The organism is Lysinibacillus sp. NPDC058147, from assembly GCF_042884205.1.
Classification (GTDB): Bacteria; Bacillota; Bacilli; order Bacillales_A; family Planococcaceae; genus Lysinibacillus.
This window is the reverse complement of the sequence record NZ_JBHVUJ010000003.1, coordinates 466,609-480,778: the sequence shown is the minus strand read 5'-3', so window position 1 is coordinate 480,778 and position 14,170 is coordinate 466,609. Positions and strand designations below refer to the sequence as shown.

General features: G+C 37.1%; 13 protein-coding genes. 9 read left to right on the top strand and 4 right to left on the bottom strand.

The genetic code is table 11. The annotated features are described in order from the left end of the window. Nucleotides 1-208: 208 nt before the first annotated feature. Complete coding sequence (gene rnjA, locus ACFVT8_RS11825) at nt 209-1,876, bottom strand: ribonuclease J1 (RefSeq protein WP_387079709.1); 1,668 nt, start codon at nt 1,874-1,876, stop codon at nt 209-211. A 5-nt stretch (nt 1,877-1,881) separates the two neighbouring features. Next, entirely contained in the window at nt 1,882-2,091 is a 210-nt protein-coding gene (locus tag ACFVT8_RS11820) for a DNA-dependent RNA polymerase subunit epsilon (RefSeq protein WP_053483456.1), read from the bottom strand. 449 nt (nt 2,092-2,540) lie between these two features. Here ACFVT8_RS11820 and ACFVT8_RS11815 point away from each other — a divergent pair, with 449 nt between their 5' ends. Then, the gene (locus ACFVT8_RS11815) at nt 2,541-3,311 is read left to right on the top strand and encodes a Cof-type HAD-IIB family hydrolase (RefSeq protein WP_387079710.1); all 771 of its coding nucleotides are present in this window, start codon (nt 2,541-2,543) and stop codon (nt 3,309-3,311) included. 114 nt (nt 3,312-3,425) lie between these two features. On the opposite strand, the gene ACFVT8_RS11810 is transcribed toward ACFVT8_RS11815, so the two are convergent. Continuing rightward, on the bottom strand, nt 3,426-4,199 hold the full coding sequence (locus ACFVT8_RS11810; protein ID WP_387079712.1) for a DeoR/GlpR family DNA-binding transcription regulator: 774 nt from the start codon (nt 4,197-4,199) through the stop codon (nt 3,426-3,428). Between the two features lie 146 nt (nt 4,200-4,345). On the opposite strand from ACFVT8_RS11810, the gene ACFVT8_RS11805 reads away from it, so the two are divergent. The 5 genes from ACFVT8_RS11805 to phnX are packed head-to-tail and all read left to right on the top strand — an operon-like array spanning nt 4,346 to nt 9,613. Then, nucleotides 4,346-5,098, top strand: coding sequence for an ABC transporter ATP-binding protein (locus ACFVT8_RS11805; RefSeq protein ID WP_387079714.1), 753 nt, complete (start codon nt 4,346-4,348; stop codon nt 5,096-5,098). Next, nucleotides 5,091-6,755, top strand: a complete 1,665-nt coding sequence (locus tag ACFVT8_RS11800; RefSeq protein ID WP_387079716.1) for an ABC transporter permease subunit — start codon at nt 5,091-5,093, stop codon at nt 6,753-6,755. The genes ACFVT8_RS11805 and ACFVT8_RS11800 overlap by 8 nt, the downstream gene beginning before the upstream one ends. Further along, nucleotides 6,718-7,701, top strand: coding sequence for an extracellular solute-binding protein (locus ACFVT8_RS11795; protein WP_387079717.1), 984 nt, complete (start codon nt 6,718-6,720; stop codon nt 7,699-7,701). Before ACFVT8_RS11800 ends, ACFVT8_RS11795 begins: the two co-directional genes overlap by 38 nt. A gap of 15 nt (nt 7,702-7,716) precedes the next feature. Further along, the gene (locus ACFVT8_RS11790; RefSeq protein WP_387079719.1) at nt 7,717-8,817 is read left to right on the top strand and encodes a 2-aminoethylphosphonate--pyruvate transaminase; all 1,101 of its coding nucleotides are present in this window, start codon (nt 7,717-7,719) and stop codon (nt 8,815-8,817) included. Continuing rightward, complete coding sequence (phnX, locus tag ACFVT8_RS11785; RefSeq protein ID WP_387079720.1) at nt 8,807-9,613, top strand: phosphonoacetaldehyde hydrolase; 807 nt, start codon at nt 8,807-8,809, stop codon at nt 9,611-9,613. The genes ACFVT8_RS11790 and phnX overlap by 11 nt, the downstream gene beginning before the upstream one ends. Before the next feature lie 134 nt (nt 9,614-9,747). On the opposite strand, the gene def is transcribed toward phnX, so the two are convergent. Further along, nucleotides 9,748-10,305, bottom strand: coding sequence for a peptide deformylase (def, locus tag ACFVT8_RS11780; protein ID WP_387079722.1), 558 nt, complete (start codon nt 10,303-10,305; stop codon nt 9,748-9,750). Between the two features lie 393 nt (nt 10,306-10,698). On the opposite strand from def, the gene pdhA reads away from it, so the two are divergent. From pdhA to ACFVT8_RS11765, 3 genes are read left to right on the top strand one after another with little or no spacing between them, the layout of a single operon-like run. Next, the gene (gene pdhA, locus ACFVT8_RS11775) at nt 10,699-11,814 is read left to right on the top strand and encodes a pyruvate dehydrogenase (acetyl-transferring) E1 component subunit alpha (protein ID WP_387079724.1); all 1,116 of its coding nucleotides are present in this window, start codon (nt 10,699-10,701) and stop codon (nt 11,812-11,814) included. Between the two features lie 3 nt (nt 11,815-11,817). Beyond that, complete coding sequence (locus tag ACFVT8_RS11770; protein WP_370045965.1) at nt 11,818-12,795, top strand: alpha-ketoacid dehydrogenase subunit beta; 978 nt, start codon at nt 11,818-11,820, stop codon at nt 12,793-12,795. A 47-nt stretch (nt 12,796-12,842) separates the two neighbouring features. After that, nucleotides 12,843-14,165, top strand: a complete 1,323-nt coding sequence (locus ACFVT8_RS11765) for a dihydrolipoamide acetyltransferase family protein (RefSeq protein ID WP_387079726.1) — start codon at nt 12,843-12,845, stop codon at nt 14,163-14,165. The last annotated feature ends 5 nt before the right edge of the window (nt 14,166-14,170 follow it).

Below are 14,170 nucleotides of genomic sequence, written 5' to 3'. Positions count from 1 at the left end.
AGAAGTGATTGCAGAGTTTCTGATAGTACTATAATATGGACATAACTTCATTTAAGTAGCTATTTCTTGTGTTACTCTAATTTATTTTGAATCTTAGTATCGTTGAAATGATTTTAGAGTCGTCATGTTATATACGAAAAAAAGAGCGAAGAGGTTCCAAAAAATGAAAAAAAAAACTACGCAATTTTGCGTAGTTTTTTAAATGAGGTTAAACCTCCATAATAATCGGTAAAATCATAGGTCGACGTTTTGTTTTTTCAAATAAATATGGACCTAATACGTCTGTGATTTCATTTTTTAGCTCAGTCCATTGAGGTGTTTTGCCTTGGATCGTTTCGTTCAAGTGACGGTTTAGCATTTTTTGGGCTTCATTAATCATAGTACCTGACTCACGCATGTAAACAAAGCCTCGTGAAATAATGTCTGGGCCGGAAACGATTTTTTGATTTTCCATATCCACACTTACAACAACGATTACTAAACCTTCTTCAGAAAGAATGCGTCGATCACGTAATACGATATTGCCGATATCTCCAATACCATTGCCGTCAATATAAACGTCTCCTGAAGGAATACGACCTGCTACATGTGCTTCATTTGCACTTAATGCTAGCGCGTCACCATTCTCCATTACGAATGAATTTTCAAGTGGAACATCACAATCTTCTGCCAGATGAGTATGCATTTTCAACATACGGAATTCACCATGAATTGGCATAAAGAATTTCGGTTTCATTAAACGCAGCATCAATTTTTGTTCTTCCTGAGAACCGTGACCAGAAGTATGGATATTATTTAGTGCACCATGAATAACTTCTGCACCTGCACGGAAAAGTAAGTTGATAATTTTGTTTACACTTACCGTATTTCCAGGTACTGGTGAAGAAGAGAAAACAACTGTATCACCAGGCTGGATTTGGATTTGACGATGTGTACCGTTTGCAATACGAGAAAGGGCTGCCATCGGTTCACCTTGAGAGCCTGTACATAATATCATTACTTCATTAGCAGGAAGACGATTAATGCTTTGGGCATCAATAAATGTATCCTTTGGTGCATTAATATAGCCTAGTTCACGACCAATTGTTATGGCATTATCCATTGAACGGCCGAAGACAGCAATTTTTCTTCCGTATTTTATTGCAGCATCTGTTGCTTGTTGTAAACGGTGAATATTGGATGCGAAAGTTGCAAAAATAATACGGCTATCAACCTTACGGAAAATTTCATCGATACTTTTTCCGACTGTACGCTCTGACATTGTGAAGTTCGGCTTTTCTGCATTTGTACTATCTGAAAGTAAGCATAGTACGCCATCGCGGCCGATTTCAGCCATTTTTGTTAAGTTAGCTGGCTCTCCTACTGGTGTAAAGTCAAATTTAAAGTCACCTGTATGCACGATGTTACCAGGTGGTGTTTTAACAACAATGCCGTATGCGTCTGGAATACTATGTGTTGTTCTAAAGAAGCTAACAGATGTTTTTCTGAACTTAATAACATCCTCTTCTTTAATTTCGATAAGCTTTGTAGTACGTAGCAAGCCATGCTCGTCTAACTTATTACGTAATAAGCCAAGTGCAAGTTTACCACCGTAGACAGGGACATTTACTTGACGTAATAAGTAGGGAATACCACCAATATGGTCTTCGTGTCCATGTGTAATAAATAATCCTTTAATTTTGTCGACATTGCGTACTAAATACGTATAATCCGGAATTACATAGTCAATACCGAGTAAGTCGTCTTCAGGGAATTTAATACCGGCGTCAATTAAAATAATTTCATCTTGAAATTGAACGCCGTAAGTATTTTTGCCGATTTCGCCCAGTCCGCCGAGCGCGAAAACAGCTGCTTGGTCATTTTTAACAAACTTCATGTTTGTTAAATTTCCTCCAAGATGAAGTTCGGACTTGCTTGTTCGTAGACTAAATAGTTACCTTCAAGCAGTTGAACGAACTCGATGTTGTAGTTTCGGTCTTTTAGCTTTTGACGTACTTCGCGTTCTGAAGCAGCTTCAAGGTATAGACTTTTAGTATTTTCGCGAACTGGAATCTCATTTGCTTTTTCTTGATAATAAACTTTGTAAATCATAGTTTGCTCTCCTTTTATTGCGTACAATTTTCTTGCACCTTTGACTAATACCACACACGTACTACAAGAAAAAACAGCAAATTTCTAGTAAGTAAAGGAAGAAATTAGGCGTTTGAAGTTCTTGTATCTCAGTGTTACAATCCAGACGTAATTACAACAAGGTGTAATTGAATTATGCAATGAGACAGTGGTTGCACATAGCCAAATAAATGCATTTCCTTTATATTATCATGCAGTTACTCTAAAATAAAGAAAAGCCCTTCAAATAATGAAGGGCAAATGTTAGGCAATTGATTTTTTTCCGAGTATGCCGCGAAGTTGCTTCAACAATTTCCGTTTGAGTTTCTTCAGCATGGCACATCACTCCTTAGGATCATTATAATAAAAAATATTGCCTCTGTAAAGTCATTAACCTTTGCAGCATATTACATAATGGAGGGGACTATAAGATGAAGAAAATATTATTTTTTGATGTAGATGGTACACTTTATAATAGTGAGAAAATATTACCCGCTTCTGCGAAAGAAGCGCTTTTTGAAGCTCGTCGTAATGGATATGAGTTAGCGATTGCAACTGGACGTGGACCTTTTATGATTCAATCCTTACTGGAAGAGCTAGAAATTGATACGTATATAACCTTTAATGGACAATATGTCGTTTATAAAGGTGAAGTTGTCTATACGAATGGTATTGAAAAAGACAAACTAGCTAAGATTATTGCCTTTGCTGAAGCTAGAAATGAACTATTAGTATTTTTAGACGATAAGCGAATGATTGCTTCAGGTGAAAACAATGCTTGGGTGGCAGAAAGTTTAAATACATTAAATTATCCGTATCCTGAGATAGACTCAACTTATTATATGCAGAACAGTGTCTATCAAACACTTATATTTATGGAAGAAAAAGATGAACATTTATATCGTGAAGCTTTTCCAAACGTGGAGTTTGTACGTTGGCATCGCTATTCTTGTGATATTTTACCAAAAGGAGGCTCAAAGGCTCTTGGTATTGAAAAAATCCTTGATAAGATAGGGCTGACATTAAATGATGCTGTTGCTTTCGGGGACGGACTGAACGATATTGAAATGTTGCAGGCTGTTGGGACTGGCGTGGCGATGGGAAATGGACATGAGAGAGTGAAGGCTGTTGCTACTCATATTGCAAAGCATGTAGATGAGGACGGTCTTGCTAAAATGATGCGTCAATTAAATATTATCTAACTTACTTCAGCGGAGTCCGGACGCAATTATGCCAAGGCATAATTAATTGAAGAAATTAAAGAAGCAACTAGTTGTAGGAATTGATTACAACTAGTTGCTTTTGTATTTAGTAAATTATTCAGTGTCTTTGTTTGTATTTACAAGTTTCAACTGTAAACCTTTATCTGTGAAATGATTGATCGTGTCTTTAGAGAGTGCGGAATCTGTGATTATCATATCTACCTCGTTTACTGTACAAACTTGAATAGCGACATCTTTATTGAATTTCGAAGAATCAGCTGCTACATAGACAGTTTGAGAAATATTTATAATTTGTTTCCGGGTGATAGACTCATCTAAATTGAAATCTGAGATTCCTTTTTCAATCGATACCCCACTAGCGCAAATAAAAGCTTTATTAATATTAAGATGGTCGAAGCGGAAGAGGAAATCATTAGACGTTACAGATTTTTCGGAATGACGAACTTTTCCACCGATGATGATCACTTCGATATTGGAGCCAATTAAATCGAAGGCTACAGGAAGTGAGTTTGTAATGACGGTTAATTTTTCTTTTTCTAATAAAAATGGTGTCATTTGGTATGTGGTCGTTCCGCTATCAATAAAAATACAATCTCCGTCTTGTACTAAAGAAGCGCATGCTTTTGCGATAGCAGTTTTTTCGGGTAGCTGTTCTTGTAGTCTGTTATCCATCAATCCTTCAACAGGTTCAATATATTTAACGCCGCCATAAAACTTCTCCATTTTCTTTTCTTGCACAAGTTGATGAATATCACGACGTATTGTTTCCATTGATACGTTAAACTCTTTTGTTAGCGTTACTAATTTCACTACTTTATGTTTCCGTACAAATTGCAAAATATGCTGTTGCCTTTCTATTGTATACATTTCATCACCTCTCCTTATTATTTACTCAAAACACTTATGACTTTGTCAACACTTGGTCAGAATTTACTCAACATTTACACAAGAGCGTAATTTCCTTTACAAATTGTCCCTATACTAAAGCTAAGAACTAAATAGGGGTGAGCAATTTGTTAGAACTAAAAAATATCTCGAAAAACTATAAAAATAAAAAAGTTTTAGTGAATATAAATTTGAGCATTCAATCAGGTGAGATAGTTTCTTTACTTGGACCGAGTGGCTGTGGGAAAACAACTTTACTCAATATTATTTTAGGTCTTACTCAACAAACGAATGGACAGCTTTTTTACAATGGACGAGATATATCGAAACAATCCATGCAAGATCGAGGGTTTAATATTGTTTTTCAGGACTTTGCATTGTTTCCGCATTTAAATGCGTATGACAACATCGTATATGGTTTGAAAAATAAAAAAGAAAGGATGTCAAAAATGGAGGTTCAGGAATATATAGATTTTTTAGAACTGACCCCGCATTTACATAAGAAGATTCATGAATTATCAGGTGGACAAAAACAGCGTGTCTCTATAGCTAGAACACTCGTGATGCAACCAAAAATTTTATTGTTAGATGAACCGTTAAGTGCGCTTGATGGCGTTATAAAAGAATCCATTAAAGAACGTATTCAATCTATTGCTCGCCAATTTAATCTAACGACAATTATTGTAACCCATGATCCAGAGGAGGCTCTCACACTATCAGATAAAGTGCTAATTATTAATGATGGAACTGTTTCACAATTTGGAACTCCGCATCAAATATTAAATACGCCAGAAAACCAATTTGTTGAAGATTTTATATTAAGGCAGCTTCATATAAAACGTCATAACATTTATCAGCTATTTGGAGAATCTTATGCTTAAAACAAATAAAATGATGAAATTGATTTTTCTTCCGGTTATTTTCTTTTTTATTTTTTTCTTAATTGTTCCACTACTTTATATGTTTTGGCAGTCTTTGAAAAAGGGGAATGTCATCACCATTCAAAACTATGTGGAAGCATTGCAAAATGTGGAGATTCGTGATGCGTTTTTAAATAGTTTTCAAGTCTCTTTAGTAGCGGCTTTAATAACGACAATTTTGGCTTTTTTATTGGCATATGCTGTTCATTTTACAACGGTCCATCGCTTTACGAAAAAGCTTGTACAAGTCGGCATTACATTGCCAATGCTATTACCGACCATTACATACGGCTTTGTACTGATTTATACCTTTGGCAATCAAGGGATTATTACGAAGATATTTGGTCATCCATTGTTTACGGTTTATGGATTCAATGGTTTGTTAATTGGTTATGTACTTTATACATTACCTGTTGCCTTTATATTAATGCAAAATTCTATGCAATACATTGATAAACGTTTTCTGCTAGTTTCTATGCTGATGCGTGATCGTCCGTTGAGAAGATTTTATCATACAGTATTTCGACCGATGTTAGGGACGATTGGCGGGGCATTCATACTATCATTTGTTTTAAGCTTTACAGACTTCGGGATACCTGCCTCGGTCGGTGGAGGCTACAAAGTTATTGCAACTGAGCTATATCAAGCAATGCTTGGCGCTATTGTACATTTTGAGAGAGGTGCAGTTATTTCAATTTTAATGTTAGTACCTGCCGTACTTGGAGTTGTTATGCTAACGATTTTAGAACGGTTCAATTTTCAATATAAACAAGTTAGTACAAGTGACCTCATTGTCCATCGGTTCCGTGACTTGATGTTTACAGTTTTCTCGTTTGTCTGTGTAGGTGCGGTGTTCATCATGTTTTTGACAATATTTATAGTACCTTTTACGAAGGGTTATCCATATGATTTCAGCTTTACTTTAGAACATGTGAAAAACGTATTAGCTGAACAGGGCTTGAAGAAAGTTTATATGAATTCACTACTTGTTGCTGTTTTGACAGCTGTTTTAGGTGTGGTTGTGGCGTTTGTGTCCGCTCTATTAAATGTCCGAACACCACTTAAAGGAAGAAAAAGCTTAGATTTTGTGTCGATGGTTACGAATACTGTGCCAGGCATGGTACTTGGTCTTTCTTATTTGTTTTTCTTTAATGGGAGTTCCTTAAAAGGGACTTTCCTTATCATCATTGCGTGTAATATAGTTCACTTCTTTACAACACCATATTTAATGGCGAAAAATTCATTGCAAAAAATGGATCCAACTTGGGAAGTAACGGCAGAGCTATTAAAAGATTCGTGGTTAAAAACTGTTATTCGCATTATTTTACCGAATATCAGACCTACAATTTATCAAATGTTTAGCTACTATTTTTTAAATGCAATGGTTACAGTTAGCGGGGTCATTTTCCTTGTCAGTACGAAAACGATGCTTGTATCGACACGTATAAAGGAACTGCAACATTTTGCGAAGTATACAGATATTTTTGTCCTATCGATTTTTATTTTATGCACAAACCTCATTGTGAAATTAGGTTGTGATTATATAGCAACACCTAAAGAAAAAACAAAGGAGCATAAAGATGAAAAAATCAACAGTAATGATGTTAGGTACAGTTAGTTCAGCAATTGTTTTAGCTGCATGTGGAGGCGCGGAAGCGGGTTCGAAAGATCAAGTAATTATTTATTCAAATGCCGATGATGAAGCAATTCAAGTAATGGAAACAACTTTAGATAAAGAGGGTTATAAAGGGAAATATTTAATCCAAACATTCGGAACTTCTGAACTTGGTGGGAAAATGATGGCAGAGGGGAAAGACATTGAGGCGGATGTCGTTACGATGGCTTCCTATTTTATTGAAAGTGCGCAAAAATCTCAGTCAATGTTTGTAGACTTATCTTCTGATTTAAAGCCTCTAGATGGTGGCACTACATTTGCATTACCGATTTTAGGGAATATCGGCTCGATTTTTATTAATACGGATTTATTACAACAAAAAGGTTTGCCAGTTCCAACATCCATAAAGGATTTAACAAACCCTGCTTATAAAGATTTATTGTCATTCCCAAATATTCTAGATTCGTCAACAGGTTGGTTATTAGTGCAGGCAATTATTAATGAGTATGGAGAAAAAGAAGGCAAACAAGTATTAGCTGGTTTAATCAAAAATGCTGGCCCACATATCGAAAGCTCAGGATCTGGACCTATTAAAAAAGTAAAAACAGGTGAAGTGGCTGTAGGGTTTGGTCTACGTATTCAGGCTATCGATGCTAAAAAAGAAGGGCTACCGATTGATTACATCGATCCAATAGAAGGTAACTTTACATTAACAGAATCAGTGGCTGTGGTAGATAAAGAGGGGGATGAGTCGTTAGCGAGTGAAATAGCTAAAGTAATAGCAACAGATGCCCGTCCCGATTTACTGAAGCAATATCCTGTAGCTCTTTATGAAGGTGAGCAAGTAAATGAAGAGTTTGTTCCTAAATATTTAAAGAAATGGGACACAACATTAACGGTGGATTTATTAGAAAAACATCAAGCATTCTTTAAAGAAGCTCAAAAATAAGGAGTTGTAAATTTTATGAACAACTATAAATTGTTAACACCAGGACCTTTAACGACAACTGAAACAGTAAAACGAGAGATGTTAATGGATCGTTGCACGTGGGATGATGATTATAAAAATGTTACGCAAGCAATACGTAAGCAACTTTTAGAGTTAGCACAAGTGAAAGAAACAGATTACACAACTGTTCTTATGCAAGGAAGTGGTAGTTTTGTTGTAGAATCTGTATTAACCACTGCGGTTGGTGAGGGAGATAAAATCCTTATTATCACAAACGGCGCTTACGGTGAACGCATTGTTGAAATGGCTAAAGTGCTTAAGCTACAGCATACAGTCTATAGTGTTCCTTATAATGAACAACCGTCTCCACTCAAAGTTAAAGAGCTGTTGGAAAATGATTCAACAATAACACATGTTGCTGTTGTACATTGTGAAACGACAACTGGAATTTTAAATCCTATTGCTGAAATAGGAAGCGTCGTGAAAGAGTTGAACAAAACGTTTATCGTTGATGCGATGAGTAGCTTCGGTGGGGTACCAATGGATGTATCAGTATTAGGGATAGATTACTTAATTAGCAGTGCTAATAAATGTATCCAGGGAGTACCGGGGTTTGGGTTTGTTATTGTAAGAATTGAGGAGTTAGAAAAGTGCAAAGGGCAAGCAAGAAGCGTTGCGCTAGATTTATATAATCAGTGGGAAGTAATGAAACAAGATGGAAAATGGCGTTTTACATCACCTACACATGTAGTGGCAGCTTTTGCGAAGGCGTTAGAGGAGCTCGTAGTAGAAGGAGGAGTATGTGCTCGCTATGAACGGTATGCGAATAATAATCATATACTTCGCTCTCGTTTAAAAGCACTTGGGTTTAATGCTTATATTTCAGAGGAGCTACAATCACCTATTATTACAACGTTTTTATTCCCTTATGAAGGGTTCTCCTTCGAGCATTTCTATTATGCAATGAAAAAAGCGGGTTTTGTCATTTATCCAGGGAAATTAACGGATGTGGATACATTCCGAGTTGGCAATATTGGAGATATTCATGAAGATGATATGAATACATTATGTAAGGTTATCGAAAATTATATGGCGGTGATGAACAATGAAGGTTAAAGGTGTTATTTTTGATTGGGCAGGTACAACTGTTGATTTTGGTTGCTTTGCTCCTGTGAATGTTTTCCTGACAGTTTTTGAAGAAACGGGAATTGAGGTAACGCTAGAGGAAGCGCGTAAACCGATGGGAATGTTGAAAATCGATCATATTCGTACAATGCTCGAAATGCCTAGAATTCGTGAGGTTTGGAACCAAAAATATGGCCGAGATTTTACAGAACAGGATGTCCTAGCTTTATATATGCAGTTTGAATCAAAGTTAATGGAATCGTTAGCTACTTACACAGATCCGATTCAGCATGTGAAAGAAACGGTGCATCGATTAAGGGAAGAGGGTATTCGCATTGGCTCCACGACGGGGTATACAGACTCTATGATGGAGGTAGTGACTCAACATGCAGCGGCAAAAGGATATGAACCTGATTATTTAGTAACACCTACTCAAGTGGGAGATAAAGGACGTCCGTGTCCATATATGATTTTTAAAAATATGGAGGCATTAGGTATTGAGGCAACGAGACAAGTTGTGAAGATTGGTGATACAACCTCAGATATTAAAGAGGCTTTAAATGCAGGTGTCTGGGCTGTTGGTGTTGTTGTTGGAAGCTCTGAGATGGGGTTATCTGAAGAAGAGTTTATAGCTTTATCTGAAGAAGAGCAGCAAATAGCTATTGAAAAAACAGCACGAATATTTAAAGAAACAGGTGCGCATTATACGATTCAAACGATGGAAGAGCTGCCTGCACTGCTGGAAAAAATAAATGAACGTTTAGAACGTGGATTAGTTAATGCATAAAAATAATGGGGATATTTAAAGTTTAGACTTATTGAAAATTAGTAGTGGCGGAAAGAAGATCGCCATGATGCTGGAAAGAAAGCAGACCCCCGCAGTTTACAATAACTGCAGGGGTTTGCTTTCTTTCTGTACTGCTAATCGCGCTCATATGGAATTGAATCTGGAATTTCCACAAATGGATTTTTTTCATTAATACGATCGTAAAACATAATGCCGTTAAGGTGATCTAATTCGTGTTGGAAGGCTATAGCAGACAAGCCTTTAAGTCGCATTTTTTTCTCTTCACCGTCAATTGTTTTAAATTTAACTGTAACGCGAGCATGACGTGGTACATAGCCTGGAACATTGCGATCTACAGAAAGGCAGCCCTCACCCGCTGCAAGATATGTGTTTTCTACAGAGTGGCTAACGATTTTCGGGTTGATTGCCACAAAGCTTAATTGTTCGCCATTGTCATCTGTCAGATGAAGGGCAAACATTCGATGTAGGCTATTTACTTGATTGGCAGCTAATCCAATGCCGCTACGTAAATTATATTTATCTGCAATTTCAGGATCTTGGCTATTTATTAAGTATTGAAGCATGTCTTCTGCGAGCTGTCTTACTTCGTCAGTTAAAGGGAATTTAACCTCTTCAGCTTTTGTGCGTAAAGTCGGATGACCTTCGCGAATAATATCATCCATTAAAATCATATATGAATCTTCCTTTCAACTTTGTAGTGCTTACTTATAATTATACATCACGGATTAAAACAATCACATGAAAAAAGATCTTATTTGAATATACTTAAAAAATTTTTCTATAGCTATTAGATTGTTTAGAACTGGGGCATTCTACTATTGGTAACATGTAGGGAAACTTATTAATTGTGTACTTGCAACAAGTTGTTATAATACAGTTCTTGTTAATTGGTGGTACAGTATAAAACAGAGTTCTTTAAGCATGATTTTAGAAAAAATCTTTGTTTGTACGCGTAATATATGATTGACCGACAGTATTTTATTCAGTATACTGAGTGCAAAGAATAAGTTGTACTAGTTGAAATGGTGATTTATTTTAATACAGCTGAAAGGGAGATGTGACAAATGGGCAAGAAAAACAATAATATTTTTGACGCTAAACAAACGCTAACTGAAATCGAAGATAAGTTTGAAATGTTTCAAATTTTGAATGAAGAAGGCGAAATTATAAATGATGAGGCAGACCCAAAGTTATCTGATGAGGAGCTAGTTGAGTTAATGACACGTATGGTTTATACACGTATTTTAGACCAACGTTCTATCTCTCTTAACCGTCAAGGTCGATTAGGTTTCTATGCACCAACGGCAGGGCAAGAAGCTTCACAGCTTGCTTCACACTTTGCATTAGAAAAAGAAGATTGGATTTTACCAGGTTACCGTGATGTACCACAAATCGTATGGCATGGTTTACCTTTAGATAAAGCGTTTTTATTCTCGCGTGGACATTTTATGGGGAACCAAGTTCCTGAAGGTGTAAACGTATTAGCACCTCAAATCATTATCGGTGCACAATATATACAAGCTGCAGGTGTAGCGCTTGGTATTCAAAAACGTGGTAAAAAGGCTGTAGCTGTAACTTATACAGGTGATGGTGGTTCATCTCAAGGGGATTTCTATGAAGGCATTAACTTTGCGGGTGCATTTAAATCACCAGCAATCTTCATTGTACAAAATAACCAATACGCAATTTCAACACCTCGTGAATTACAAACAGCTGCGAAAACAATTGCTCAAAAAGGTGTAGCAGCTGGCTTACCAAGTATATTAGTAGATGGGATGGATGCGCTAGCGGTTTACGTAGCAACACGTGATGCACGTGAGCGCGCAGTTAATGGCGAAGGTCCAACTTTAATTGAAACAATGTGCTATCGCTATGGTCCTCATACAATGGCAGGGGATGACCCAACGCGTTACCGTACATCTGATACAGATAATGAATGGGCACAAAAAGACCCGCTTGTACGCTTCCGTAAATATTTAGAGGCGAAAGGTCTATGGGATGAGCAAAAAGAAGAAGCTGTTATTGAGCGTGCAAAAGAAGAAATTAAAGAGGCAATCAAAAAAGCCGATGCTGCACCAAAACAAAAAGTAACAGAGTTAATGGAAAACATGTATAAAGGCGAAATGCCATCTAATTTAAAAGAACAGTATGAAATCTACAAAGAGAAGGAGTCGAAATAACCTATGGCACAAATGACAATGATTCAAGCAATTACAGATGCACTTCGCACAGAATTAAAGAACGATGAAAACGTTCTTGTATTCGGGGAAGATGTAGGTGTCAACGGTGGGGTATTCCGCGCAACTGAAGGCCTACAAAAAGAATTCGGTGTTGACCGCGTATTCGATACACCATTAGCAGAATCAGGTATTGGTGGCTTAGCAATCGGCCTTTCTCTACAAGGTTTCCGTCCAGTTCCTGAAATACAGTTCTTCGGTTTTGTTTATGAAGTAATGGATTCAATTAGTGGTCAATTAGCACGTCTGAGCTATCGTAGCGGTGGTGTCTATAATGCGCCAGTAACAATCCGTTCTCCATTTGGTGGTGGCGTGCATACACCTGAAATGCACTCTGATAGCTTAGAGAGCTTAATGACAGCGCAGCCAGGTTTAACGGTTGTTGTTCCATCAACACCGTACGATGCTAAAGGCTTACTAATTTCATCTATTCGAAATGATAACCCAGTAATTTTCTTAGAGCATTTAAAATTATATCGTTCATTCCGTGAAGAGGTACCTGAGGAAGCATACGAAATTCCACTAGGTAAAGCGGATGTAAAACGTGAAGGTAAAGATCTAACAATTATTGCCTATGGTTTAATGGTTCACGAAAGCTTAAAGGCTGCAGAAGAACTAGAAAAAGAAGGCCACTCTGTAGAAGTAATTGATTTACGTACAATCCAACCAATTGATATTGAAACAATTATTGCGTCAGTTGAAAAAACAGGTCGTGCAATTGTTGTACAAGAGGCTCAAAAACAAGCTGGTATTGCTGCAAATGTTGTGGCTGAAATTACAGAACGTGCGATTTTAAGTTTAGAAGCACCTGTACTTCGTGTGGCTGCACCTGATACTGTGTACCCATTCCCACAAGCTGAAGGTGTTTGGTTACCAAACTATAAAGATGTAATGGAAACAGCGAAAAAAGTTTTAACATTCTAATGTAACTTCTAAACTTGAAGGACAGCAAATAGAAAGGATGGGTACACATGGCATTTGAATTTAGATTACCGGATATTGGCGAGGGTATTCACGAAGGCGAAATCGTTAAGTGGTTCGTTAAAGCTGGAGATACAGTAAAAGAAGACGATATTCTTTGTGAAGTACAAAATGATAAAGCAGTAGTAGAGATTCCCTCTCCAGTTGAAGGGACAGTAAAGGAAGTTTTAGTAGGAGAAGGCACAGTAGCAGTTGTTGGTGATGTCTTAATCCGCCTTGATGCACCTGGCTATGAAGACTTAAAGCTAAAAGGTGATGACCATGCTGAGGCGAAAACAGAGGCTCAAGTTCAAGCGACAGCTGAGTCTGGTCAGAAAGTAGAAAAGGCACCTGTTAAAGAAGAGCAGGCTCCTGAAAAAACTGAAGCTGTAGTTGAAGATAATAAGCGTATTATTGCAATGCCTTCTGTACGTAAATTTGCACGAGACAACGATGTTAATATTCGTGAAGTTAAAGGTACAGGCAAAAACGGTCGTATTTTAAAACAAGATATTGAGAATTTCCTAAGTGGCGGAGGCGCTGTAGAGGCTGAAGTAGCACCAGTGGCTAATGAAGAAGTTGCTCAACAAGAAACAACTGCACAAGTAGCACCAGTAGTCCTTGAAGGTGAATTCCCAGAAACACGTGAGAAAATGTCTGGTATTCGAAAAGCGATTGCAAAAGCGATGGTTCACTCGAAACAAACGGCTCCTCATGTTACACTAATGGATGAAGTCGATGTAACAGCTCTAGTAGCACATCGAAAAAAATTCAAAGATATCGCTGCTGAAAAAGGTGTTAAATTAACGTATTTACCATACGTAGTTAAAGCGCTTATTTCAACTTTACGCGAATTCCCAGAATTTAACCGCTCATTAGATGATGCAACACAAGAAATTATTCAGAAGCATTATTACAATATTGGTATTGCAGCAGATACAGAAAAAGGCTTATTAGTACCAGTTATTAAGCACGCAGATCGTAAATCTGTTTTTGCAGTATCAAATGAAATTAATGAGTTAGCGACTAAAGCACGTGAAAGCAAGCTTGCACCACATGAAATGAAGGGCGCTTCGATGTCGATTACGAATATCGGCTCTGCAGGAGGACAATGGTTTACTCCGGTAATTAATCATCCTGAAGTAGCAATTCTAGGTATTGGTCGAATTTCAGAAAAACCTGTAATAAAAAATGGTGAAATTGTAGCCGCACCTGTGTTAGCATTATCATTGAGCTTTGATCATCGTATGATTGATGGAGCCACTGCGCAAAATGCTTTAAATCACTTAAAGCGTTTGTTAAGTGAACCAGAATTATTATTAATGGAGGCGTAACAAAA